The organism is Pantoea sp. App145, from assembly GCF_047947045.1.
In the GTDB taxonomy this organism is placed as follows: Bacteria; Pseudomonadota; Gammaproteobacteria; order Enterobacterales; family Enterobacteriaceae; genus Pantoea.
This window is the reverse complement of the sequence record NZ_CP133290.1, coordinates 2,646,027-2,668,089: the sequence shown is the minus strand read 5'-3', so window position 1 is coordinate 2,668,089 and position 22,063 is coordinate 2,646,027. Positions and strand designations below refer to the sequence as shown.

Annotated in this window: 18 protein-coding genes; 14 read left to right on the top strand and 4 right to left on the bottom strand. The window is 55.6% G+C overall.

All coding sequences use genetic code 11. The annotated features are described in order from the left end of the window. Positions 1-317 precede the first annotated feature (317 nt). Positions 318-1,250, bottom strand: a complete 933-nt coding sequence (locus RCF31_RS12200; protein WP_416410684.1) for a sugar kinase — start codon at positions 1,248-1,250, stop codon at positions 318-320. A 282-nt stretch (positions 1,251-1,532) separates the two neighbouring features. Between RCF31_RS12200 and pdeH the strand changes: the two genes are divergently transcribed. Next, the gene (pdeH, locus tag RCF31_RS12195; protein WP_299455443.1) at positions 1,533-2,306 is read left to right on the top strand and encodes a cyclic-guanylate-specific phosphodiesterase; all 774 of its coding nucleotides are present in this window, start codon (positions 1,533-1,535) and stop codon (positions 2,304-2,306) included. A 62-nt stretch (positions 2,307-2,368) separates the two neighbouring features. After that, entirely contained in the window at positions 2,369-4,429 is a 2,061-nt protein-coding gene (locus RCF31_RS12190; protein WP_416410681.1) for an AsmA family protein, read from the top strand. On the opposite strand, the gene ppiC is transcribed toward RCF31_RS12190, so the two are convergent. Next, a complete protein-coding gene (gene ppiC / locus RCF31_RS12185) occupies positions 4,430-4,711 on the bottom strand; it encodes a peptidylprolyl isomerase PpiC (protein ID WP_084871696.1) in 282 nt (93 codons plus the stop codon). It lies immediately after the preceding gene. Between the two features lie 75 nt (positions 4,712-4,786). On the opposite strand from ppiC, the gene rep reads away from it, so the two are divergent. Next, complete coding sequence (gene rep, locus RCF31_RS12180) at positions 4,787-6,811, top strand: DNA helicase Rep (protein WP_416410679.1); 2,025 nt, start codon at positions 4,787-4,789, stop codon at positions 6,809-6,811. A gap of 36 nt (positions 6,812-6,847) precedes the next feature. Here the strand turns inward: rep and ppx are convergent, their stop codons facing one another. Then, the gene (gene ppx / locus RCF31_RS12175) at positions 6,848-8,332 is read right to left on the bottom strand and encodes an exopolyphosphatase (protein ID WP_299455795.1); all 1,485 of its coding nucleotides are present in this window, start codon (positions 8,330-8,332) and stop codon (positions 6,848-6,850) included. 7 nt (positions 8,333-8,339) lie between these two features. Then, positions 8,340-9,635, bottom strand: coding sequence for an ATP-dependent RNA helicase RhlB (gene rhlB, locus RCF31_RS12170; protein WP_084871699.1), 1,296 nt, complete (start codon positions 9,633-9,635; stop codon positions 8,340-8,342). Positions 9,636-9,752: 117 nt separating this feature from the next. Here rhlB and trxA point away from each other — a divergent pair, with 117 nt between their 5' ends. The 11 genes from trxA to wzyE all read left to right on the top strand — a co-directional run bounded on the left by trxA (position 9,753) and on the right by wzyE (position 22,028). Next, positions 9,753-10,085 (top strand): thioredoxin TrxA, encoded by a 333-nt coding sequence (trxA, locus tag RCF31_RS12165; protein WP_021183775.1) that lies wholly within the window; start codon positions 9,753-9,755, stop codon positions 10,083-10,085. Positions 10,086-10,432: 347 nt separating this feature from the next. After that, the gene (gene rho, locus RCF31_RS12160; RefSeq protein ID WP_013507337.1) at positions 10,433-11,692 is read left to right on the top strand and encodes a transcription termination factor Rho; all 1,260 of its coding nucleotides are present in this window, start codon (positions 10,433-10,435) and stop codon (positions 11,690-11,692) included. Between the two features lie 275 nt (positions 11,693-11,967). Next, a complete protein-coding gene (gene wecA, locus RCF31_RS12155) occupies positions 11,968-13,044 on the top strand; it encodes a UDP-N-acetylglucosamine--undecaprenyl-phosphate N-acetylglucosaminephosphotransferase (RefSeq protein ID WP_299455429.1) in 1,077 nt (358 codons plus the stop codon). A gap of 31 nt (positions 13,045-13,075) precedes the next feature. Further along, entirely contained in the window at positions 13,076-14,125 is a 1,050-nt protein-coding gene (gene wzzE / locus RCF31_RS12150; RefSeq protein WP_416410675.1) for an ECA polysaccharide chain length modulation protein, read from the top strand. Positions 14,126-14,135: 10 nt separating this feature from the next. Further along, positions 14,136-15,260, top strand: a complete 1,125-nt coding sequence (gene wecB, locus RCF31_RS12145) for a non-hydrolyzing UDP-N-acetylglucosamine 2-epimerase (RefSeq protein ID WP_299455425.1) — start codon at positions 14,136-14,138, stop codon at positions 15,258-15,260. Positions 15,261-15,262: 2 nt separating this feature from the next. Next, entirely contained in the window at positions 15,263-16,522 is a 1,260-nt protein-coding gene (gene wecC / locus RCF31_RS12140; protein ID WP_416410673.1) for a UDP-N-acetyl-D-mannosamine dehydrogenase, read from the top strand. 21 nt (positions 16,523-16,543) lie between these two features. Beyond that, positions 16,544-17,251: a dTDP-4-amino-4,6-dideoxy-D-galactose acyltransferase gene (gene rffC, locus RCF31_RS12135; RefSeq protein ID WP_416410671.1), complete on the top strand. Its 708-nt coding sequence runs from the start codon at positions 16,544-16,546 to the stop codon at positions 17,249-17,251. Then, entirely contained in the window at positions 17,238-18,368 is a 1,131-nt protein-coding gene (gene rffA, locus RCF31_RS12130; protein WP_416410669.1) for a dTDP-4-amino-4,6-dideoxygalactose transaminase, read from the top strand. The genes rffC and rffA overlap by 14 nt, the downstream gene beginning before the upstream one ends. Beyond that, positions 18,368-19,621, top strand: a complete 1,254-nt coding sequence (gene wzxE, locus RCF31_RS12125; protein WP_416410667.1) for a lipid III flippase WzxE — start codon at positions 18,368-18,370, stop codon at positions 19,619-19,621. The genes rffA and wzxE overlap by 1 nt, the downstream gene beginning before the upstream one ends. Further along, entirely contained in the window at positions 19,618-20,688 is a 1,071-nt protein-coding gene (locus RCF31_RS12120; RefSeq protein WP_416410665.1) for a TDP-N-acetylfucosamine:lipid II N-acetylfucosaminyltransferase, read from the top strand. The genes wzxE and RCF31_RS12120 overlap by 4 nt, the downstream gene beginning before the upstream one ends. After that, a complete protein-coding gene (gene wzyE / locus RCF31_RS12115) occupies positions 20,685-22,028 on the top strand; it encodes an ECA oligosaccharide polymerase (RefSeq protein WP_313684695.1) in 1,344 nt (447 codons plus the stop codon). Before RCF31_RS12120 ends, wzyE begins: the two co-directional genes overlap by 4 nt. The last annotated feature ends 35 nt before the right edge of the window (positions 22,029-22,063 follow it).

Sequence of the window (22,063 nt, the reverse complement as noted above, 5' to 3'; positions counted from 1 at the left end):
TCAACAGCCTCCTGCTGTTGTTGATTAAAACATGGTCTTTTTTGCGGCGATCGTCCAGCCGAAAACCGGCGATTAGCAGAGATTCGGACAATACCTGGCGCACATTTTTGTTGCCATAACTCATTGAATTTAAAATTAGATCTTAAGTGTGGCTAAAGTGCTGTTACCCGTTCTGGAGGGGTTTTGGATTGCATCAGGTAATAAGCAAAATTTACCGTGATAAATGTGGATTTAAGGGAAATTTTCAGGTTGGTGTTGTTAGCCGGAATGATGATTGGCTGGCGAAAAAACGCCCTGACTGGCAGGGCGTGGTCCTGTTACTGCGGCATGGCACTCAGTGGGATAATTGCGCCACGATGCTGAATCACCGTGCTGGCGGTAAGGTGACCGCGTGCAGCAGCGGCATCCGGTTCGGCACCCTGCAGGCGCAGCGCCAGATACCCTGCGCTGAATGAATCCCCGGCGGCAGTGGTATCGATCACTTTTTCTTTCGCCAGTTTAATGGCGGGCACATCGACCAGCGGCGCATCACCCACCGCCACCAGGCAGGATTCCGCTCCGCGTTTGATGACAATTTCCGCGACACCTGCCGTACGTGTGCGGGCAATCACTGTTTCCAGCGGCTGCTCGCCCCACAGCAGATGCTCATCATCCAGTGTCAGGAAGGCGATATCGGTGTTTTGCAGCATGGCGGCATAGGCCTGCTGCGCGCTGGCCTTATCTGCCCACAGGCGCGGACGATAGTTATTATCGAAAATGACTTTGCCGCCGTTGCGGCGACAGGCACTGAGCAGCGCCATTAACTTCTCGCGGCTGGCAGCGGGTAAAATCGCCAGACTAATGCCGCTCAGATAGAGATAATCGTAATGTGCCAGCTGCTGGCAAATCGCGTCAGATTGCGGGCTATCGAGCCAGTAGCGTGCGGCGGCATCGCTGCGCCAGTACCAGAAGGTACGCTCGCCGTGTTCATCGGTTTCGATGAAGTACAGGCCGGGCATTTTATTGTCGAGCCGCTGGATTAAATCGGTCTGCACCTGTTCCTGTTGCCAGGCGGCAATCATCTGGTCACTGAAGCTGTCGGTGCCGAGTGCGGTAACGTAATCCACGCGCAGCTGCTCTGAGGCAGACTGGCGCGCCAGATATACCGCGGTGTTCAGCGTATCGCCGCCAAAACCGCGTTTGATGTTCTCACCTTTTTCGGACAGCTCAATCATGCATTCGCCAATGATGGCGATTTTCTTCTGCGTCATGGTCTTCGGCCTGTAGTGAATTCTGCCTCTAGTCTCGCGTCTGGTATGGCAGCCGTCAATGTTTTTCAAAACGGTGTTTTAATTCCACTTAAGGCAGAAAAGTGGTGCTTCAGCGGTGATTTAGCGGCCAAACCGTGGTTTGTTTTACCGATTAAGCGCGACATGCGCTGTTACACTCAAGAGCTCGTGTGGCTGCTCGGTTGATAAAGTTATCCAGGTGATAGCCGATAATTGCCGCTGAGATGCTATTTGCAGGCACTCACCACCTACCAGGAAAAAACCATGGTGATGAAGAAATTAAGTCATCGGCTGCCTTCTTCAATTGAACTGGAGCAACAACAGGAAACGCGTCTCTTCTGGCAGCAGTGCCAACGATTCTATACTTTCCAGCCGATCTACCAGGTCTCAGGCCGCTTGCTGGCTATTGAATTACTGACTGCGGTGACGCACCCATCCGCACCAGAAAAAAGGCTTTCGCCGGAAATTTATTTTGACGCGCTGGATATTGCGCAGCGTCTCGATGTGGTACAGGAACAGCTTGAGCTGCTGATGCAGTGGTCGGTGCTGTTTTGTCAGCGTCAGCTGGTGGCATCGGTCAATATTGATGGCCCGACGCTGCTGGCGATTCAGCAACATCCACAGATCCGCAGCCTGATTGCCCAACTGCCATGGGTACGTTTTGAACTCACCGAACACCATGTGTTGCCACAGGAAGAGATGATCGCGCAGATGCCAGAACTTGGCCCGCTGTGGCTGGATGATTTCGGCTCCGGCATGGCGAACTTTTCAGCACTGACTGAACTGCGTTACGACTATATCAAGCTATCGCGTGAGCTGTTTATTCTGCTGCGTTCCACCGAAGAAGGGCGCACGCTGTTTTCCATGTTGCTGGCGCTGATCAATCGTTATTGCAACGGCGTCATCGTCGAGGGTGTGGAAACCGAGGAAGAGTGGCAGCAGGTGCGCAGCTCTCCGGCGCTGGCCGCGCAAGGTTATTTCTTCTCCCGCCCGGTTCCGTTTAGCGAACTGGAAAACATGGCCTTAGCGCTTCCCTGATGCCGTTCTTTAACGTCTCGACTATCTTTAAATGAGACGTGAAAGGGCAAGGAGGAAGCAGCATGTCTCGAACAGGAAAAGTCCTGAGCTGGGTTATCGGGATTTTTTTGTTGCTGGTTGTGGTGGTCGTGGTTGTGATTGCAACCTTTGACTGGAACCGCCTGAAACCAACCATCAACCAGAAAGTCTCGGCAGAACTGAATCGACCTTTCGCCATTCGCGGCGATTTAGGTGTCAGCTGGGTGCGCAATCGCGCAGAACCAGGCTGGCGCAGCTGGGTGCCATGGCCGCAGGTCCATGCCGATGACATTATGCTGGGCAATCCCCCGGCGATTGCGGATGTCACCATGGTGCATTTACAGCGGGCCGAAGCGACCTTAGCGCCGCTGGCGTTGCTGCATAAGCAGGTTTATCTGCCGTGGATCAAGCTGCAACAACCCGATGCCCGCCTGGTACAAACCGCCGACAAACAAAACAACTGGACTTTCAACCTCGCCAGCAGCCAAACCAGCGATGCCAGTGCTGCGCCTTCGGCGTGGTCGTTCCGCCTCGATAATATTCTGTTTGATCAGGGGCAGATCCGCTATCTCGATGCCATTAACAAAGCCGATGTCAGCGTCACCATCAATCCGCTGGGCAAACCGGTGCCTTACGCGCAGGTGGCGGGCGGCAATGATAAGCAGCAGGGCGCGGGTGACTTTGTGTTTGGCTGGAAAGCCAGCGGCACTTACAACAATCAACGCCTCGATGGTGAAGGCAAAATCGGTGGCATGTTGTCGCTGCGCAGCCAGACCACGCCGTTCCCGTTGCAGGTTGATGTGCGTAATGGCACCACGCGGGTGCGCGTTGATGGCACTTTGCAGGACCCACTCAATCTCGGCGGACTGGATGTGCGCCTGCGCTTCGCGGGCGACACGCTGGCGAATTTGTATGGTTTAACCGGCGTGTTGTTGCCGGATACGCCGCCGTATGAAACCGATGGGCACCTGATCGCGCGCTTCAACGAGGACAAAGGGCCATCGTTCCGCTATGAAAACTTTAACGGCCATATCGGTGACAGCGATATTCATGGATCGCTGGTTTATCGCCAGCAAAAACCGCGTCCGATGCTGACCGGCGAACTGTCCTCAAATCAGCTGCGCATGGCTGACCTGGGGCCGCTGATTGGCGTCAACTCCGGTAAGGGCAGCGAGAAAACGCAACAGGCGAAAGCGCAGCGTGGCGAAGCCTCAACGCAACCCGCCGATCGCGTACTGCCGCACGATAAGTTTGCGACCAAAAGCTGGAACGCGATGGATGCCGATGTGAAATTCAGCGGCAAACGTATCGAACACAGCAATTCGCTGCCGTTAAGCGATCTTTATACCCATTTACAGCTGAATAACGGCGATTTACGTCTCGATCCGCTGCGTTTTGGTATGGCGGGAGGGACGCTCAACGCCACCATCCATCTGGAGGGTGATCGCACGCCGATGCGCGGTCGTGCGGATTTGCATGTACGCAAACTGATGCTGCGTCGGCTATTTCCTGGCGTGCAGGCGATGCAGAAAAGCCTGGGTCAGCTAAATGGTGACGCGACGCTGAGCGGCACCGGTAATTCGGTGGCGGATTTGCTGGCAACCAGCAACGGTGAGCTGAAGCTGCTGATGAACGACGGGCTGATCAGCCGTAGCCTGATGGAGATCGCCGGGCTGAATGTCGGCAACTATGTGGTTGGTAAGATTTTTGGCGATGATGAGGTGCGTATCAACTGCGCCGCCACTAATCTCAACATCCGCAATGGGCTGGCGACGCCACAGCTGTTTGTGTTTGATACTGAGAACGCGGTGATTAATGTGTCGGGCAGCGCCAACTTCGCCAATGAACGTCTTGATTTAACCATCGACCCCGAAAGTAAAGGCGTGCGCATCATTACGCTGCGTTCACCGCTTTACGTGCGCGGCACCTTTAAAAGCCCCGACGCCGGGGTGAAAGCCGGGCCGTTGATTGCCCGTGGTGCCGCTGCCGTGGCGCTGGGTACCGTGCTGGCACCGGCTGCGGCACTGCTGGCACTGGTTTCGCCGAGCGACACGGATAGTAATCAATGCAGCAAGGTGTTGCAGCAGATGAAGCAGAAGAAATGATCAGTTACGCCACAGCACCTTGATGATGTGGTAACCAAAGGCGGTTTTCACCGGTCCGTAAGGTTGCAGTAACGGGCAGCTGAACACCGCCTTATCAAAGGCTGGCACCATCTGGCCTTTGCGGAACTCGCCCAAATCGCCGCCGTTACGCCCGGAGGGGCAGGTGGAGTGTTTTTTTGCCAGCTGCTGGAAGTTCGCGCCTTTTTCCAGCTGGGCCAGCAGCGCTTTTGCCTGTGCTTCATCCTTCACCAGGATGTGTAAAGCCGCCGCAGTTTTCGCCATGATTCGGTCTCAGTTGTGTATAATCGTCGCGCATTATACCCGCCTCCTTCTGATTTAACTGAGTGAAATTCCGCTATGCGTTTAAACCCCGGCCAACAACGTGCTGTCGAATTTGTCACCGGTCCCTGCCTGGTGCTGGCCGGTGCTGGCTCGGGTAAAACCCGTGTAATCACCAATAAAATTGCCCATCTGATCCGCGAGTGCGGATACCAGGCGCGTCACATCGCCGCCGTGACCTTTACCAACAAGGCCTCGCGCGAGATGAAGGAACGTGTGGCGCAGACGCTGGGGCGCAAAGAGGCGCGCGGCCTGATGATCTCCACCTTCCATACCCTTGGGCTGGAAATCATTAAGCGCGAATATGCCGCGCTGGGCATGAAATCCACCTTTTCGTTGTTTGACGATCAGGATCAGCTGGCGCTGCTGAAAGACCTGACCAAACAATGGCTGGAAGAAGACAAGACGCTGTTGCAGCAACTGATTTCCACCATTTCCCACTGGAAAAATGACCTGGTGGATCCACAGGGCGCGGTGGGGCTGGCGAAGTCACAGCGTGACCAGATTTTTGCCCACTGCTACCAGCTGTACGATCAACACCTGAAAGCCTGTAACGTGCTGGATTTTGACGATTTGATCCTGCTGCCGACGCTGTTGCTGAAACGTAATCAGGAAGTCCGCGAGCGCTGGCAGCAGCGCATTCGTTACCTGCTGGTGGATGAATATCAGGACACCAACACCAGCCAGTACGAATTGGTCAAACTGCTGGTGGGCGCACGGGCGCGTTTTACCGTGGTGGGCGATGATGATCAGTCGATCTATTCCTGGCGTGGTGCGCGTCCGCAAAACCTGGTGCTGCTGAAAGAAGATTTTCCGGCACTGGAGGTGGTGAAGCTGGAGCAGAATTACCGTTCCTCACAGCGCATCCTCAAAGCCGCCAATATCCTGATTGCCAACAATCCACATGTGTTTGAGAAGCGCCTGTTCTCCGAGCTGGGTGTCGGTAGCGAGCTGAAAGTGTTGATGGCCAATCATGAAGATCATGAGGCGGAGCGCGTCGCGGGAGAGTTGATTGCGCATCACTTTATCAATAAGACGCAATATAAAGATTACGCCATTCTCTACCGCGGCAACCATCAGTCGCGGGTTTTCGAGAAGCAGCTGATGCAGAACCGTATTCCCTATCGAATTTCGGGCGGCACCTCGTTCTTCTCGCGACCGGAGATTAAAGATCTGCTGGCCTACCTGCGTGTACTGACCAATCCTGAAGATGACAGTGCCTTTCAGCGTATTGTGAATACGCCGCGCCGCGAGATCGGACCGGCTACCCTGCAAAAACTCGGCGAGTGGGCCACGCTGCGTAATAAGAGTATGTTCAATGCCAGCTTCGATATGGGGTTGGGGCAAACCCTGAGCGGGCGCGGGCTGGAGCATCTGCAACGCTTCACCGGCTGGCTGAATGAGGTGATTCAACTAACGGAGCGCGAGCCGGTGAATGCGGTTCGTGACCTGATTCGCGGCATCGACTACGAAAGCTGGCTGTTTGAAACCTCACCCAGCCCGAAGGCGGCTGAAATGCGCATGAAAAACGTCAATATGCTGTTCCAGTGGATGACGGAAATGCTGGAAGGAAACGAGCTGGATGAGCCAATGACGCTGGCGCAGGTGGTCACACGCTTTACCTTGCGCGACATGATGGAACGTGGGGAGAGCGACGAGGATGTCGATCAGGTACAGCTGATGACGCTGCATGCCTCGAAAGGGCTGGAGTTCCCTTATGTCTATCTGGTGGGGATGGAGGAAGGTTTGTTGCCGCACCAGAGCAGCATCGATGAAAACAATATCGAGGAGGAGCGTCGTCTGGCGTACGTGGGGATTACCCGTGCGCAGAAGGAGCTGACCTTCACGTTGTGCCGCGAGCGACGTCAGTATGGCGAGCTGGTACGCCCGGAGCCGAGCCGTTTTCTGCTGGAATTGCCGCAGGATGATGTGGTGTGGGAACGCGAGAAAAAAGTGGTCAGCGCCGAGGAACGGATGAAAACCGGGCAGACGCGTGTCGCCGGGTTACGGGCGATGCTGGAGAACGCGAAGAAGGGGTCATAATGCCGCGACGCGATAAATCGCGTCGCTACGGGTAGATCAGGACAGGGTTAATAACCAATGTACATACGACTGATAATGACTCTCCTGCTCCAGCAACTCCGCCCTTAACGGATGCGCCTGCAACCAGCCTGCTGGCAGCGTCAGGTGCAACGCATCATCATCCGCCTGCAAGCGTACCGCCGGTAAGGTGTCATCGCGGCGACGGCTGGAGAAGATAATCGCCAGACGCAACAAACGGCACAGACGCTCAGCCAGGCGCGGTGGCACAGCATTTTGCTGCGTCAGTAGCGCGAGATCGATGCTGCCGCTCTGGTTCTGTAACAGGCAGGCCAGTAGTTTTTTCTGGGCGGGGGTAAAACCGGGAAGATCGAGGTGGCGAATCAGGTAAGCGGCGTGCTGTGAAGCCTGGCGGAAATCGACGCTCAGGCCAATTTCATGGATAGAACAGGCACTGAGAAGGAGATCGCGACATCGATGATCCAGTTTCCAGCTGGTACTTACCTGGCGAATAAAACTTTCCGCTAATTGCCGGACACGTTCGGCCTGATCAACATCGATGGCAAAACGACGCTGCACGTTTTGCAGGGTACGGCTGCGGATATCACGATCAATCGGCAGATGAAGCATGCCATAGACCAGGCCCTCGCGCAGTGCGCCACCGGCCAGCGTCATGCTCTCGATACCGAGTTCCTGAAAGATAGCGATCAGGATCGACAGGCCGCTGGGGAAAACCAACGCGCGTTCCAGCGTCAGTCCCTCAATTTCCAGCTCTTCCAGCTTGCCGCACTGAATGGCGCGCTGTTTCAGCTGTTGCAGTTTGCTCAGGGTGATACGTTCATCCATCCCCTGCGCCACCATAATTTCCTGTAACGCCTGCACGGTGCCCGAGGCACCCACACAAATCTGCCAGCCTTTTTCCCGCAGAGACGCCACCACCGGACGAATCATTTCGCGTGCAGCCTGCTCGGCCTGGGCGAAATTCTCCTTTGCCAGATGACGATCGCTGAAGTAGCGCTCCAGCCAGGTTACGCAACCCATCGACAGGCTAAACAGCGTGGTGGCATGGGAGCCCTCACCGGTGACCAGTTCGGTACTGCCGCCGCCAATGTCCACCACCAGACGTTGATCGGAACCGCCGGTGGTATGCGCCACGCCCTGATAAATCAGTCGGGCTTCTTCTTCGCCGCTGATCACATTGACCGGGCAACCAAGAATCTGCTCTGCGGTGGCAAGAAAATCCTGCGCGTTCGCGGCAAGACGCAGCGTGGCAGTCGCGACCACGCGGATCTGCTCAGCAGGAATATCCTGCAGCTGTTCGGAGAAAAGTTTCAGGCACTGCCAGCCGCGCTGCATCGCTTCTGCTGAGAGCTGGCTCTCTTTGTCCAGACCGGCAGCCAGACGCACTTTGCGTTTAATACGCGCGACCGTCTGAATGCTGCCTGAGACTTCGCGCACCACCAACATATGAAAGCTGTTGGAACCCAGATCAATCGCAGCATAAAGTGACGATGCGCTTAGCATGGTGTGCTTAACCCGAACGTTTACGGTTGTTATTACGCGGTGCGCCACTGCGACGGTTGGCATTGTTGCCACCACGACGCGGGCCATTGCCAGAGCGGTTACGGGTCAAACGTTTCGGCGGCGGCAGGTCACTCAGCAGTGCTTCGCTGTTGTATTTGCTCACCGGAATACCGTGACCGATATACTCCTCAATGGCTGGCAGGTTCAGTGCATACTCTTCACACGCCAGGCTGATGGAGTGACCGCTGGCACCCGCGCGGCCAGTACGGCCAATGCGGTGCACGTAATCTTCACGATCGTCGGGCAAATCGTAGTTAAACACGTGGGTAACCGCAGGAATATGCAGACCACGCGCGGCGACATCGGTTGCCACCAGGATATCAACGTCACCTTTGGTGAAATCGTCGAGAATGCGCAGACGTTTTTTCTGTGCCACATCACCGGTCAGCAAACCGACGCGATGTCCATCGGCAGCCAGGTGGCCCCAGATGTCTTCACAACGATGCTTGGTGTTGGCGAAGACGATGGCGCGATCTGGCCACTCTTCTTCCAGCAGGGTCTGCAGCAGACGCATTTTCTCTTCGTTAGAAGGATAGAAAAGCTCTTCTTTGATGCGATGGCCGGTTTTCTGCTCCGGTTCCACTTCCACGTATTCAGCGTTGTTCATATGTTCGAACGCCAGTTCGCGCACACGGTACGACAACGTGGCGGAGAACAGCATGCTCAGACGCTGTGTCGCAGGAGGAATACGGCGGAACACCCAGCGGATGTCTTTGATAAAACCGAGATCGAACATACGGTCGGCTTCATCCAGTACCACCACCTGAATCGCGCCCAGATTGATGTGGTTCTGTTTGGCGTAATCAATCAGGCGTCCGGTGGTTCCCACCAGAATATCCACGCCCTGTTCCAGCACTTTCAGCTGTTTATCGTAACCGTCGCCACCATAGGCAAGACCCAGCTTCAGGCCGGTGGCTGCTGCCAGCGGTTCTGCATCAGCATGGATCTGCACTGCGAGTTCACGCGTCGGCGCCATGATCAACGCGCGCGGCTGATTAACCTGGCGGCCTTCAGCTGCAGGATGAGTAAGAAGATGATGAAACGTTGACGTCAGAAACGCCATCGTTTTGCCGGTACCGGTTTGCGCCTGACCCGCGACGTCACGCCCTGAAAGCGTAAGAGGCAACGCGAGCGCCTGAATGGGCGTGCAGTTATGAAAGCCTTTTTTATCAAGGGCTTCCACTACCTTTGGGTGCAGGGCGAAGTCGGAAAACTTCTGTTCTGTTAAGTGTGTTTTGCTCATAGTGTGGTAGAATATCAGCTTACTATCGCTTTACGAAAGCGTATCCGATGAAATAAAGTCAACCTACGTTGGTAAATTTTACGCCAATTCGCCAGGCATAATCTTGTGGAGTAAAACATGAGCAGCGATAAAATCGTTCACTTGACCGATGACAGTTTCGACACTGACGTGCTGAAAGCAGACGGTGTGACACTGGTAGATTTCTGGGCTGAATGGTGTGGTCCTTGCAAAATGATCGCGCCGATCCTTGATGAAGTCGCAGAAGAGTACGACGGTAAGCTCACCATCGCCAAGTTGAACATTGACGACAACCCGGGCACCGCGCCGAAGTATGGCATTCGCGGCATTCCGACCCTGCTGCTGTTTAAGAACGGCGAGGTGGCGGCTACCAAAGTTGGCGCACTGTCAAAAGGCCAGCTGAAAGAGTTCCTGAACGCTAACCTGGGCTAAGCCCAGCGCGGTGTTTCGTCCGCAGTGGTTAATTTTTTCTCCACTGCTGGACGTCTCCGTTTTAGCGTGATAAGTTGTCAATACTGCATTACGCACTTACCTTGTAGTTTGCATCTAAAGATTTCCTTTGTCAGACCCTATTCGCATTGAACGTTTTCGTGGTTTGGCAATCTGACGGCTAGTACCCCTGGCAACATTATCGACCGTCTCCTCGCTCCCTTATCGCCATCCCTGACGATATCCGTCGAGCAGAGTCGAATAAAGAGCCATTAAACAGGCATGGAATATTCGCCATACCATTCACGACAAACATTTCGAGAATTACCCCGAGTTTAAGAACCCATCATATGAATCTTACCGAATTAAAGAATACGCCGGTTTCTGAGCTGATTACTCTCGGCGAAAATATGGGGCTGGAAAACCTGGCGCGTATGCGCAAGCAGGATATTATTTTCGCCATTCTGAAGCAGCACGCCAAGAGTGGTGAAGACATCTTCGGTGATGGTGTGCTGGAGATACTGCAGGATGGATTTGGTTTCCTCCGCTCTGCAGACAGCTCCTACCTCGCCGGTCCCGACGATATCTACGTTTCTCCCAGCCAAATCCGCCGCTTCAACCTCCGCACAGGTGACACCATCTCCGGTAAAATCCGTCCGCCGAAAGAAGGTGAGCGTTATTTTGCCCTGCTGAAGGTTAATGAAGTTAACTACGATAAGCCGGAAAACGCCCGTAGTAAGATTCTGTTCGAAAACCTCACGCCGCTGCACGCAAACAGCCGTCTGCGTATGGAGCGGGGTAATGGCTCAACTGAAGACCTGACCGCACGTGTGCTGGATCTGGCTTCACCGATTGGCCGTGGCCAGCGTGGTCTGATCGTTGCACCGCCGAAAGCCGGTAAAACCATGCTGCTGCAGAACATCGCACAGAGCATCGCTTACAATCACCCGGATTGCGTGCTGATGGTGCTGCTGATTGACGAACGTCCGGAAGAAGTGACCGAGATGCAGCGCCTGGTGAAAGGCGAAGTTATCGCATCGACCTTCGACGAACCGGCTTCCCGTCACGTGCAGGTTGCGGAAATGGTGATCGAGAAGGCCAAGCGCCTGGTTGAGCACAAAAAAGACGTGATCATCCTGCTCGACTCCATCACCCGTCTGGCGCGTGCCTACAACACCGTTGTTCCGGCCTCCGGTAAAGTGTTGACCGGTGGTGTGGATGCCAACGCCCTGCATCGTCCGAAGCGTTTCTTCGGTGCGGCACGTAACGTGGAAGAGGGCGGCAGCCTGACCATCATCGCGACTGCGCTGGTGGATACCGGTTCGAAGATGGACGAAGTCATCTACGAAGAATTTAAAGGTACGGGCAACATGGAACTGCACCTTTCCCGTAAGATTGCGGAAAAACGTGTGTTCCCGGCGATTGACTACAACCGCTCCGGTACGCGTAAAGAAGAGCTGCTGACTTCTTCTGAAGAACTGCAGAAGATGTGGATCCTGCGCAAAATCATCCATCCGATGGGTGAAATCGATGCGATGGAGTTCCTCATCAACAAACTGGCGATGACCAAAACCAACGACGAATTCTTCGATATGATGAAGCGTTCCTGACTCGTTGGGTGCGGAGAGCGCCTCAGCCGTTCTTTCCGCACAATTTGCCAGGATTTATCACTAACGCCACGTCTTAACGTGGCGTTTTTCATTTTCGGGCATTAGGATTAGGCCTGTCGGGAGTATTTATAATGACTGTGGCAGAAGTGATTATTTTTTAATCAAGCGCACACTTCTGAGGCGGAATTAGGACTCGGGATGAACGGCAAAGGCGAAAAAATTGCTTATTGTTGTCCACGATTTTAGCTGAGAGCGTTAATGTGAATTTACTCACTATGAGTACTGAACTTGGTATAGTTTTTCTGTTTTCCTTAGCGTTCCTGTTTTTTGCTCGTAAAGCGGCTAAAAAGATTGGGCTGGTTGACACACCCAACTCCAGAAAACGTCACCATGGTGCCATTCCGCTTGTCGGGGGTATCTCCGTCTACGCGGGGATCTGCTTCGCTTTTATCATTTCCAACTACTATCTTCCCCATGCTTTGCTGTATCTCAGCTGCGCCGGTGTGCTGGTGTTTGTCGGTGCACTGGATGATCGCTTCGACATCAGCGTGAAGATTCGTGCCGGGGTGCAGGCTGCCATTGCCGTCGTGATGATGGTGGGGGCCAAACTCTATTTACTCAGTCTCGGTTTTATCATTGGACCGTTCGAGTTGATTGTTGGCCCGTTTGGCTACGTGCTGACGCTGTTTGCCGTTTGGGCGGCGATCAACGCCTTCAATATGGTTGATGGTATCGATGGTTTGCTGGGGGGCTTATCCTGCGTCACCTTTGGTGCGATGGGCATCATTCTGTACTTTGACGGTCAGAGCAGCCTGGCGATGTGGTGCTTCGCCATGATTGCCGCCACCATCCCCTATATTCTGCTTAACCTCGGTTTCCTCGGACGGCGCTACAAAGTGTTTATGGGTGATGCCGGTAGCACCATGATCGGTTTCACCATCATCTGGATCTTACTGGAAACCACGCAGGGTCTGAGCCACCCGATTACGCCCGTGACGGCACTATGGCTGATTGCCATCCCGCTGATGGATATGGTTGCCATCATGTATCGCCGTCTGCGTAAGGGGATGAGTCCGTTTTCTGCCGACCGCCAGCACATTCATCATCTGATTATGCGCGCGGGCTTTACTTCGCGGCAGGCATTCCTGTTGATTACCACTGCGGCGGCGATCCTTGCGGGTATTGGGGTATTGGGTGAGTATCTGGCCTTCATCCCGGAGTGGGTGATGTTGTTGCTATTTCTGGTGGCGTTTTGTTTCTACGGCTATTGCCTGAAACACGCCTGGCGCGTCGCGCGTAAAGTTCGCCGTATCAAACGCCGCTGGCAGAGCGCGAGCGAAGTTAAAAAATAATTACTAAGAACCCGAATAAGGATTCCTTGTTATGACCTCTGTCGTTGTGGAGAACGAACTGGATATTCGCGGCCTGTGCTGTGCACTGTGGCGCGGCAAACGCTGGATTATGGGTCTGGCGCTGCTGTTTGCATTGCTGGCATGGCTGGCTTCCATGCTGATGAAACAGGTATGGAGCACCACGGCGATTACCGATCGACCCACGGTCAACATGCTGGGCGATTATTTCGTCCAGCAGCAATTTATCAATAACTTTGATGCGCGTAACACGACGCTGAACCTGAACACCCCCGTACCCACGGTGATGGACGAAGTGTATCAGGAGTTCACCATGCAACTGGCTTCATGGGATACGCGTCGCGAGTTCTGGTTACAGACTGACTACTATAAAAGCCGCAAAAGTGGCAATACCCGCAACGATGCGGCGTTGCTTGACGAGATGATCACCAATATCCAGTTCACGCCAGCTGACCCGGCGCATAACACCCTGGATAACATTAAACTGAATGCCGAAAGCGCCAGCGATGCCAATAATCTGCTGCGCCAGTACATTGCTTACGCCAGCGAACGGGCAGCACGCCATCTTGATGAGGAGTTGCAGGGAGCCTGGCAGGCGCGTAGCGAGCAGTTAAAGGCGCAGGTGAAACGTCAGGAAGATGTGGCGCAGGCGGTATTCGAACGTCAGCGTCAGCGTATCGGGCAGGCGTTGAAAATCGCCAGCGAGCAGGGCATCAAAGAAAACCGCGCGGTTGCGAATAGCGGGAACCTGCCGGACAGTGACCGCTTCCTGCTGGGGCAGCAAATGCTGCAGGCCCAGCTTGATACTCTGCAGGCAAGCGGACCTGCCTACGATTTAAGCTATGATCAAAACAGGGTGATGCTGGCGACGTTGCAGGCCGGACCCCAGCTGGATAAACAGTTCCAGACTTATCGTTACCTGCGTACACCGGAGGAACCGGTGACACGTAATAGTCCACGTCGGGCGTTTATGATGATCATGTGGGGCGTCATCGGCGCGCTGGTGGGTGCGGGGGTTGCATTGGTGCGCCGTCCGCGCCTGATGTTACCAACGAGTCATTAAGAGAAGCCGCGTGAAAGTTCTGACCGTATTTGGCACTCGTCCTGAGGCGATCAAAATGGCACCTCTGGTGCAGGCGCTGGCGCAGGATGCTGCGTTTGAGTCACGCCTGTGCGTCACGGCGCAGCATCGCGAAATGCTCGATCAGGTGCTGCGTCTGTTCAACCTGCAACCCGATTACGATCTCAATATCATGCGCCCGGAGCAGGGCCTGACAGAGATCACCTGCCGTATTTTGCAGGGCATGAAAACTGTGCTGGCTGACTTCAGGCCCGATGTAGTCCTGGTGCATGGCGACACCACCACCACGCTGGCCGCCAGCCTGGCGGCGTTCTATCACCAAATTCCGGTGGGGCATGTGGAAGCGGGTCTGCGTACCGGTAACCTGATGTCACCGTGGCCGGAGGAAGCGAACCGCACCCTGACCGGCCATCTGGCAAGTTATCACTTCACGCCCACCGAAAACTCGCGTCAAAACCTGCTGCATGAAAATCTGCCGGATCAGCGCATTTTCGTCACGGGGAACACCGTCATTGATGCGTTGCTGTGGGTGCGCGATCGCGTGCTGGATGATGCCGACCTCAATGCCAGGCTGGCGGCGCGTTATCCGTTCCTCAACCCGGATAAAAAGCTGGTGCTGGTCACCGGTCACCGGCGTGAGAGTTTTGGCGGCGGTTTCGAACGTATTTGCAGTGCGCTGGCGCACATTGCCCGCCAGCATCCGCAGGTGCAAATCGTTTATCCGGTGCACCTCAACCCCAATGTCAGCGAACCGGTGAACCGCATTCTGAGCGGCATCGAAAATATCGTGCTGATTGAGCCGCAGGAGTACCTGCCTTTTGTCTGGCTGATGAACCGGGCCTGGCTGATCCTCACCGATTCGGGTGGTATTCAGGAAGAAGCCCCCTCACTTGGCAAGCCGGTGCTGGTGATGCGTGACACCACCGAGCGTCCGGAAGCGGTGGCTGCCGGTACGGTCCGACTGGTTGGCACCGATGTTGACAAAATTGTCGCTGAAGTCAGCCAGCTGCTGGACAACGAAGACGCCTGGCTGGCGATGAGCCATGCGCACAACCCTTATGGCGACGGCCAGGCCTGCGCACGCATTTTGCAGGCCCTCAAAAATCACAGAGCATAACCATGAGTTTTCAAACCATTTCCGTTATTGGACTGGGCTATATTGGGCTGCCGACGGCAACCGTTTTTGCTTCCCGGGGAATAAACGTGGTGGGCGTCGATATCAACGCCCGCGCGGTCGACACCATTAATCGTGGTGAAATCCACATCGTGGAACCGGAACTGGGTGACGTGGTACGTGATGCCGTCCACAGCGGCCATCTGCGTGCGACCATGCAGGCCGAAGCGGCCGATGCATTTCTGATTGCGGTACCGACGCCTTTTATCGGCGATCATCAACCGGATCTCAGTTTTGTCCAGGCAGCGGCTGACGCCATTGCATCGGTGTTAAAAGCCGGGGACCTGGTTATCCTCGAGTCCACGTCACCGGTCGGTACCACCGAGCAACTGGCTGAATGGCTGGCGGCTGCGCGTCCGGACCTGCGCTTCCCGCAACACGGTGAGGCGGTGGATGTCGCCATCGCCTATTGTCCGGAGCGCGTGCTGCCAGGCAAAGTGATGGTGGAGTTAATTGAGAACGATCGGGTTATTGGTGGCATGACGCCCGCCTGTTCCGCGCGAGCCAGTGAGCTATACCGGATTTTCCTGCGCGGTGAGTGCGTGGAAACCAACGCGCGTACTGCTGAGATGTGCAAATTGACGGAAAATAGCTTCCGTGACGTCAATATCGCCTTTGCCAATGAATTATCGCTGATTTGCGCCGAACAGGGGATTAACGTCTGGGAATTGATTGCGTTGGCGAATCGCCATCCGCGCGTCAATATCCTGCAACCTGGCCCGGGCGTTGGCGGCCACTGCATTGCGGTCGATCCCTGGTTTATCGTGGCGCAAAACCCGCAGCAGGCGCGACTGATCCGCACCGCGCGGGAAGTTAACGATGCCAAACCGCGCTGGGTGCTGGATCAGGTAAAACAGCAGCTGGCGGAATGTCTGACGGCCAGCGGCAAGCGCGCCAGTGATATCACCATCGCCTGCTTCGGTCTGGCGTTTAAACCCAATATTGACGATCTGCGCGAAAGTCCGGCGATGACGGTAGCGCACCTGATTGCCGAATGGCACAGCGGTACCACTTGGGTGGTGGAACCGCATATCAGCGAGATCCCTGCACGCCTCAGCCGTGAAGCCACGCTGATGACCACCACGGCGGCACTGCAACACGCCGATATCCTGGTGATGCTGGTCGATCACGCCGCATTTCGCGCCATCGACGCAGCACAGGTGACGCAGTCGTGGATTGTCGATACCAAAGGAGTCTGGCGATGAAACAATTTCGGGTTACCCGCTATGTCCGTCAGCGTCAGTATTAATCCCCTGCCGTGGGAAAGCGGTTTCTTCGCCGTGCAGACGGCGCGGCTGGATCCTGATGGCGATACGCCGCTGACGCAGGCGCTGCAACAGCCCTGTGCGCTTTGGCAAATGAAGGTGGCCGCTGAACGTAACGATGTGATTGATGCCATCAGTCGGCACGGTTTCCAGCTGGTGGAAGGAGAAGCTGACCTTGCCATCAACATTAAGCGTACCGAACGACAAACCGGTGTGCGTATCGCGCGTGAAGCGCAGATCCCGCAGCTGCGCGCTGCCGCCGCGACGGCGTTCCGCCTGAGCCGCTTTCGTGCGCCCTGGTTTCACGCCGATGACAGCAGCCGCTTCTATGCGCAATGGATTGAAAACGCCGTGCGCGGCACCTTTGATAACCAATGCCTGATCGCCTGCGATGAACAGGGCGCGTTACAGGGATTTGTCTCGATACGCGAACAGAACGATGATGCGCGCATCGGCCTGCTGGCGGTGTTGCCTGAAGCGCAGGGCAAGGGGATGGGTCAGCGGCTACTGCTGGCGGCAGCGGACTGGGGGCGGGTGCGCCAGCTCAATCGCCTGCGTGTTGCCACCCAGCTCAGTAACCTGGCGGCGATGCGCCTCTATTTACGCAGCGGTGCGCGGCTCGAAAGCACCGCCTACTGGTTTTACAGGAACGCACATGATCCCATTTAATGCCCCGCCGGTGGTGGGCAGCGAAATTGAATATATGCAGTCGGCGATGGCCAGCGGCAAATTGTGCGGCGATGGCGGCTTTACCCGGCGCTGTCAGCAGTGGATGGAACAACACTTCGGCAGCAAAAAAGTTCTGCTGACTCCCTCCTGCACCGCCTCGCTGGAGATGGCGGCGCTGCTGATCGATATCCAGCCCGGTGATGAAGTGATTATGCCGAGCTACACCTTTGTTTCTACGGCCAATGCCTTTGTATTGCGCGGTGCGACCATCGTCTTCGTTGACGTGCGCCCCGATACCCTCAACATCGATGAAACCCTGATTGAAGCGGCGATCACCAGCAAAACCCGCGCCATCGTGCCGGTGCACTACGCCGGGGTGGCCTGTGAAATGGACGCCATCATGGCGCTGGCGGCGAAGCATAAATTGTATGTGATTGAAGACGCTGCGCAGGGCGTGATGTCGCAATACAAAGGCCGTGCGCTGGGCACCATCGGCCATATTGGTTGCTTCAGCTTCCATGAAACCAAAAACTACACTGCGGGTGGTGAAGGCGGTGCGACGCTGATTAATGAGGCAAAGCTGGTAGAACGTGCGGAGATCATCCGCGAAAAAGGCACCAACCGTAGCCAGTTCTTCCGGGGTCAGGTGGATAAATATACCTGGCGCGATATCGGTTCCAGTTATCTGATGGCGGATTTGCAGGCGGCCTATCTGTGGGCGCAGCTGGAAGCAGCCGAACGCATCAACCAGCAGCGTTTACGCCTGTGGAACAACTACTTTGCGGCACTCCAGCCGCTGGCAGCAACCGGGCGCATTGCGTTGCCGGTGGTACCGGACAGCTGTCGCCACAACGCACATATGTTTTACATCAAGCTGCGCGACAGCCAGGATCGGCAGGCACTGATCAACTGGATGAAAGAAGCGGAAATTCTCACCGTGTTTCACTATATCCCGCTGCATTCATCACCGGCAGGGGAGCGCTTTGGTCGCTTCCATGGTGATGACGTGTTTACTACGGCTGAGAGTGAGCGCGTGCTGCGTCTGCCGCTGTTCTACAATCTGTCGGACAACAATCAGCGCACGGTCATTAACTCTCTGCTGAGCTTTTTTGCCTGATGTCGCTGGCTAAAGCCTCGGTGTGGACCGCCTCGTCCACGCTGGTCAAAATTGTTGCGGGTTTGCTGGTGGTTAAACTGCTGGCTGTCAGTTTCGGGCCGGAAGGTGTTGGCCAGGCCGGTAACTTTCGTCAGATGATAACCGTGCTTGGCGTACTGGCGGGGGCGGGTATCTTCAACGGCGTCACCACCTATGTGGCGCAATTTCAGCAGCAGCCTGAGTCGTTGCGTGCCGTCACCGGTACCGCGTCAGCGCTGGTGCTGGGTTTCTCCACGCTGCTGGCGCTGGTGTTCCTGCTGGCGGCGGCTCCCATCAGTCGTGCCTTGTTCGGCCATGACCATTATCAGGGCGTGGTCAGGATCGTCGCATTTTTGCAGCTCGGCATCGCCTGGGCCAACCTGACGCTGGCGCTGCTGAAAGGCTTTCGCGATGCGCGTGGTAATGCGCTGGCGTTGATGGCGGGCAGCCTGATTGGTGTACTGGCCTATGTGCTGTGCTGGTGGGTTGGCGGTTATGCCGGTGCGCTGGTTGGCCTGGCGCTGGTGCCCGCGCTGATCGTGATTCCGGCGCTGGTGATGCTGCGCCGTCATCATCAGGTCTTGCCGCTGCGCTGGTTACAGCCGGTGTGGCAGCCGGAACTGGCACGCAATCTGGCGAAGTATACCCTGATGGCGCTGATCACTTCGGTAACGTTACCGGTGGCCTGGGTGATGATGCGTAACCTGCTGGCGCAGCAGCAAGGCTGGGCGCAGGTGGGGTTGTGGCAGGGGGTGACCAGCATCTCTGATGCTTACCTGCAATTTATCACTGCCACGTTTAGCGTCTGGCTGCTGCCAACTCTGGCACGGCTGGAGCATAAGCCACAGATCACCCGCGAAATTCTGCGTGCGCTGCGCTTTGTCCTGCCTGCTGTGGCGGCCGCCAGCTTTTGCGTCTGGCTGCTGCGCGATGTGGCTATCTGGTTGCTGTTTTCCACAAAGTTTGCCGCGATGCGCGATCTGTTCGTCTGGCAGCTGTGTGGCGACGTGTTTAAAGTCGGCGCGTATGTTTTCGGCTACCTGGTGATCGCCAAAGGCTCGCTGCGCTTCTATATTTTGACTGAAGTCAGCCAGTTCATCTTGCTGCTGGCCTTTTCCCACTGGCTGATTCCGTTACATGGCACAACAGGTGCCGCGCAAGCCTATATGGCGACCTATATCTGCTACTTCGCCCTGTGTTGTGGCGCTTTCACGATTTATTGCCGGAAAAAATGACGTTAACTCATGTGCTGGGATCGGACATCCCCCATCATAATCACACGGTGCTGCGCTTCTTTGATGAAGTGATCACCCGCCTGCTGCCGGTGAACACGCCGCGTCGGTTTATGGTGGTGACGCAAACCCCGCAAGCATTGCAGGCGTATCAGTCACTGCAGATTGAAACCTTCCCGAACAAACGCGCGCTGGCGCAGGCGGTGATGCAACGTGCTGCCGATCGCCAGCAACGCTTCTTTTTCCACGGGCAGTTTAACCCGACTATCTGGCTGGCATTGCTGAGCGGTAAGCTACGGCGGCGGCAGGCGTTCTGGCACGTGTGGGGTGCCGATTTGTACGAAGAGGGCAGTGGCCTGAAGTATCGGCTGTTCTATCTGCTGCGCCGCCTCGCACAGGGACGTATGGCGCGCGTATTCGCGACGCGCGGCGATTTGCACCATTATCAGCAGCGTCATCCGCATGTGCCGGGGTCGCTGCTGTATTTCCCGACGCGGATGCCGGAATGTGCGGTGCCGGTCGCGGCTGAACATAATGAACTGACCATCCTGTTGGGCAATTCGGGCGATCGCAGCAATCGCCATATTGCCGGTTTACAGGCGATCAGAGCACAGTTTGGCGAACGGGTGAAGGTGGTGGTGCCGCTGGGCTATCCTGCTGATAACGATGTGTATATTGCGGAAATTGCCGCAGCTGCCGCGCAGCTGTTCCCACAGGGGCAGGTGACTTTACTACGCGATAAGATCGATTTTGATGCTTATCTGGCACTGCTGAGCCGCTGCCAGCTGGGTTATTTTATGTTTGAACGCCAGCAGGGGATTGGTACCATCTGTCTGTTGATTCAGGCTGGCATTCCGTTTGTGCTCAACCGCAAAAACCCCTTCTGGCGCGATCTCAGCGAGCAGGGGGTGCCGGTATTGTTCAGCGACGATGCGCTTGATGAGGCGCGGGTCGCGGAGGCACAGCGCCAGTTAGCGCAATGCGATCCCTCCGCCATCGCCTTCTTTGCCCCTGGCTATCTGACAGGGTGGCGCGAGGCGCTCACTCTGAGTGAAACGGAGACATTATGACCCTCATGCAGTTTAGCGGTCTGCTGGTGGTGTATCTGTTCTCGCTGGGGTTCATTCTGACCCTAACCTGGCGGGAATTTAAGCGGGTGCGTTTTAATTTCCACCTGTTTTTCACCTTATTGTTTTTACTGACCTTTTATTTCGGCTTTCCGCTCACCAGCATTCTGGTGTTTCGCTTTAATATGGCGGTGGTGCCGCCGGAGTATCTGTTGCAGGCGCTGCTGGCCGCTACCAGTTTCTATGCGATTTATTACGTCAGCTACAAAGTACGCTTACGTCCGGCCACTGCCGCGCCGCCGAAACCCTGGCTACAGATGAATCGGGTGGAAACGAACCTGACTTGCCTGCTGCTGGCGTTGGTGGCGATGGGTACGGTCACGGTGTTCTTTATGCACAACGGCCTGCTGCTGTTCCGGCTGACGGCGTACAACCAGATTTTCTCCAGTGAAGTGTCCGGTGTTGCGCTCAAGCGCTTCTTCTATTTTTTCATTCCGGCAATGCTGATCCGTTACTTCCTCAATCCCACACAACGCCAATGGTTACTGTTTTTGCTGGTGTCGGTAGCCTTTGGTTTGCTGACTTATGCGCTGGTCGGCGGTACGCGTGCCAACATCATCATCGCCTTTGCGCTGTTCCTGTTTATTGGTATTACCCGCGGCTGGATTACCTTATGGATGCTGGCGGGGGCGGGTGTGATGGCGGTTGGCGGTATGTTCTGGCTGGCGCTGCGTCGTTACAACCTCGATGTGATGGGTGAAGAGGCGTTTTACACCTTCCTCTATCTGACGCGTGATACCTTCTCGCCGTGGGAGAATCTGGCACTGTTATTGCAGCATTATCACAAGATCGAGTTCCAGGGCCTGGCACCGATGTGGCGTGACTTTTATGTGTTTATTCCCAGCTGGCTGTGGCCCGGTCGTCCTTCGATGGTGTTGAACAGTGCTAACTACTTTACCTGGGAAGTGCTGAATAACCATTCCGGCCTGGCGATATCGCCGACGCTGCTGGGGTCGCTGCTGGTGATGGGCGGCGTAGGGTTTATACCACTGGGTGCCATCGCCGTGGGGATGCTGATGAAAGGCTTCGATAACCTGTATGCGCGTGGCCGTAATGAAACCAACCGCTATAGCGGAGCCATTCTGCAAAGCTTCTGTTTTGGCGCGGTGTTCAACATGATTGTACTGGCACGTGAAGGACTGGATGCGTTCGGCTCACGCGTGGTGTTTTTCTGCATTATTTTTGCTGCCTGTTTGCTGGTGGCGAAGCTGCTTTACTGGCTGCTGGATCGTGCCGGACTGATTCGTCAGCGTGGTGAGCCGGTTTTACCCAGCCCCTCTTAACTCGGGGGCATAATAGGAAGATGTCTGACGTTGAA

Bases quoted from the DNA above. Each gene is read 5' to 3' on its own strand.
- rffC (WP_416410671.1), top strand. From the start codon at position 16,544: ATGTCCGTCAGCGTCAGTATTAATCCCCTGCCGTGGGAAAGCGGTTTC.
- wzxE (WP_416410667.1), top strand. From the start codon at position 18,368: ATGTCGCTGGCTAAAGCCTCGGTGTGGACCGCCTCGTCCACGCTGGTC.
- rhlB (WP_084871699.1), bottom strand. From the start codon at position 9,635: ATGAGCAAAACACACTTAACAGAACAGAAGTTTTCCGACTTCGCCCTG.
- ppiC (WP_084871696.1), bottom strand. From the start codon at position 4,711: ATGGCGAAAACTGCGGCGGCTTTACACATCCTGGTGAAGGATGAAGCA.
- wecC (WP_416410673.1), top strand. From the start codon at position 15,263: ATGAGTTTTCAAACCATTTCCGTTATTGGACTGGGCTATATTGGGCTG.
- pdeH (WP_299455443.1), top strand. From the start codon at position 1,533: ATGGTGATGAAGAAATTAAGTCATCGGCTGCCTTCTTCAATTGAACTG.
- rep (WP_416410679.1), top strand. From the start codon at position 4,787: ATGCGTTTAAACCCCGGCCAACAACGTGCTGTCGAATTTGTCACCGGT.
- trxA (WP_021183775.1), top strand. From the start codon at position 9,753: ATGAGCAGCGATAAAATCGTTCACTTGACCGATGACAGTTTCGACACT.
- RCF31_RS12200 (WP_416410684.1), bottom strand. From the start codon at position 1,250: ATGACGCAGAAGAAAATCGCCATCATTGGCGAATGCATGATTGAGCTG.
- rho (WP_013507337.1), top strand. From the start codon at position 10,433: ATGAATCTTACCGAATTAAAGAATACGCCGGTTTCTGAGCTGATTACT.
- RCF31_RS12190 (WP_416410681.1), top strand. From the start codon at position 2,369: ATGTCTCGAACAGGAAAAGTCCTGAGCTGGGTTATCGGGATTTTTTTG.
- wzyE (WP_313684695.1), top strand. From the start codon at position 20,685: ATGACCCTCATGCAGTTTAGCGGTCTGCTGGTGGTGTATCTGTTCTCG.
- rffA (WP_416410669.1), top strand. From the start codon at position 17,238: ATGATCCCATTTAATGCCCCGCCGGTGGTGGGCAGCGAAATTGAATAT.
- wecA (WP_299455429.1), top strand. From the start codon at position 11,968: ATGAGTACTGAACTTGGTATAGTTTTTCTGTTTTCCTTAGCGTTCCTG.
- ppx (WP_299455795.1), bottom strand. From the start codon at position 8,332: ATGCTAAGCGCATCGTCACTTTATGCTGCGATTGATCTGGGTTCCAAC.
- RCF31_RS12120 (WP_416410665.1), top strand. From the start codon at position 19,618: ATGACGTTAACTCATGTGCTGGGATCGGACATCCCCCATCATAATCAC.
- wzzE (WP_416410675.1), top strand. From the start codon at position 13,076: ATGACCTCTGTCGTTGTGGAGAACGAACTGGATATTCGCGGCCTGTGC.